The organism is Alkalibacterium sp. m-11, from assembly GCF_054658155.1.
The window spans coordinates 1-1,859 of sequence record NZ_BAAGIR010000239.1; the positions used below are offsets into that span (position 1 = coordinate 1).

Annotated in this window: 2 protein-coding genes; both read right to left on the reverse strand. The window is 32.4% G+C overall.

Features of this window, described 5'->3' with window-relative positions:
- Window positions 1–129: 129 nt before the first annotated feature.
- The gene (locus tag ACYQ2O_RS12090) at window positions 130–306 is read right to left on the reverse strand and encodes a hypothetical protein (protein WP_346023672.1); all 177 of its coding nucleotides are present in this window, start codon (window positions 304–306) and stop codon (window positions 130–132) included.
- The gene (locus tag ACYQ2O_RS12095) at window positions 303–1,505 is read right to left on the reverse strand and encodes a site-specific integrase (RefSeq protein ID WP_346023671.1); all 1,203 of its coding nucleotides are present in this window, start codon (window positions 1,503–1,505) and stop codon (window positions 303–305) included. The genes ACYQ2O_RS12090 and ACYQ2O_RS12095 overlap by 4 nt, the downstream gene beginning before the upstream one ends.
- Between the last annotated feature and the right edge of the window lie 354 nt (window positions 1,506–1,859).

The window sequence follows — 1,859 nt, forward strand, 5'->3', positions numbered from 1 at the left end:
GTCGATTCAACCTCGTGATTTTCTGATTTTTCTGGTAAAATATTAGTCATAAGACATCTCTCCTTTGAATGTTGTTATGGTGACTACATTTTACCAAAGAGAGGTGTCTTTTTGTGTGTTTTTTGATGATTATTTATAAGAAGTTTCAATAACCGCAAGGGTTAAACCTGGATATTCAACTGCAAAACTTGAGTAATAAGAAGACACTTGGAATTTATACCCTAGCCCTATCTTATATTCAACATACATTGAACAATAAGTAGCAAAAGGGCCATCAAACGTGTACTTTTTGTTTGTTTCTATCATAGAGGCACCTCCAATCCCGCCATGCGAAGTTGATTGATATCGATACGGAGATATTCCATTGTCGTATTTGAGTTTTCATGACCCAATATTCCTGAAATAACAGGTAATGGTATGTTTTCTTGTAAAAGATTACTTGCTAAACTGTGTCTCATTGCATGAAGACCACGTTTTCTATCTTTAACATCAATTTTGGCAAGAACTAAATACTTATTGATAACACTCCAAAATACATTGCCTTTTTCAAAACGCCCATAAGGCGTTCTATGTCTAATAAAAATGTGGGGGTCGTCACTTACTGGTCGGCCATTCTTCAAATAATCAATTAATGCGTATTTTAAACCTTCGCTTAATGGTAACTGCAAAGAGTTTTTTGTTTTACCTTGAATTATTTCAATTTTTTCTAAGTGCCATTTAATATCATTTAGCTTCAAGTCTCTGATGTCTCCAGCTCTCATACCTAGCTGAATCGCTAATATCAAAATGAGATAGTCACGCCGCCCGATGGCTGTATTTCGATCTACATGAGAGAGAATAGTTTGAATTTCATGATTTGTGTAATATGAGGGTAGTTTTTCAAGTTTATTTGATCGAATAATCAGAAAAAAATGGGATAATTGGTGAGTATTATAATTGTTTGTGGTTAAAAAATTAAAGAAGCTTTTTAAAGTATGCAGAATAGTAACTTTTGTAGATGTTGCATAATTCCTTAATGAATCGATATAAATTAAGATAATTTTTGATTGTACATTTGAGATTTTAGTAATCCCATTTGTCTCAAGAAAATGAAGGAATTGCATGATGTTAAACTTTTTCCCCTCAATAGTCTTATCTGATAAGTCTGATTTCTTTAAGAATTCTATATAATCCTTAAGGATTTCAAAATAGCAAGGTGGTACTTGAAGACCTTTACGATGATAACATTTATTAACCGGCTCTCCCTTAGAAATACTATTTAAGACTTTTATAGAGCGAACAGCAAATCTTTGATATGGCGTTAAATTTGAATCAAAATCGATTTTATAATGATTCATAAGAAAACTATATCCAAAATCAATAGTGAAATCATAAGTGTTATTCAATATTGCGTACTTTTTAAAGCAGTTCCAGCAACTTTTATAACGAATTTTTGTCCCTTCTGAATAACCCATATCTTCCAAATAGATGCTTGCCTCCCTGATTAAATTTTCAATAGTATCCATTATTTCTTCCTCCTCTCGTATAATAAGTTTGTAGTTAAGAATTGTTCTTAACTCGTATAATAAGTTTCTCAAGTTTCGCACCCCTAAGAACCCCGTTCTATCCTTTACATTATAAGGATTATTTAGATTAATCAGCTTAAAGGTAAAGAAAAAGACAGCTCTCTTTGGTAAAATGTGAGTACCACTACCAACATTCCAAGGAGAGATGTCTTATGGCTAACATTTTACCAAATAATTCAGAAAAAAACGAGTTTTATTCGAGTATTGATCACTTTATCAAACAATTTACAGTCGGAACCCTGTTAAATCGGTCCAATATCAAAAAAGAAGAAGGAGTAAGTGTGACCGCTATCG

What these genes read in the sequence shown, in the direction of transcription:
- ACYQ2O_RS12095 (WP_346023671.1), bottom strand. Translation starts at nt 1,505, where the DNA reads ATGGATACTATTGAAAATTTAATCAGGGAGGCAAGCATCTATTTGGAA.
- ACYQ2O_RS12090 (WP_346023672.1), bottom strand. Translation starts at nt 306, where the DNA reads ATGATAGAAACAAACAAAAAGTACACGTTTGATGGCCCTTTTGCTACT.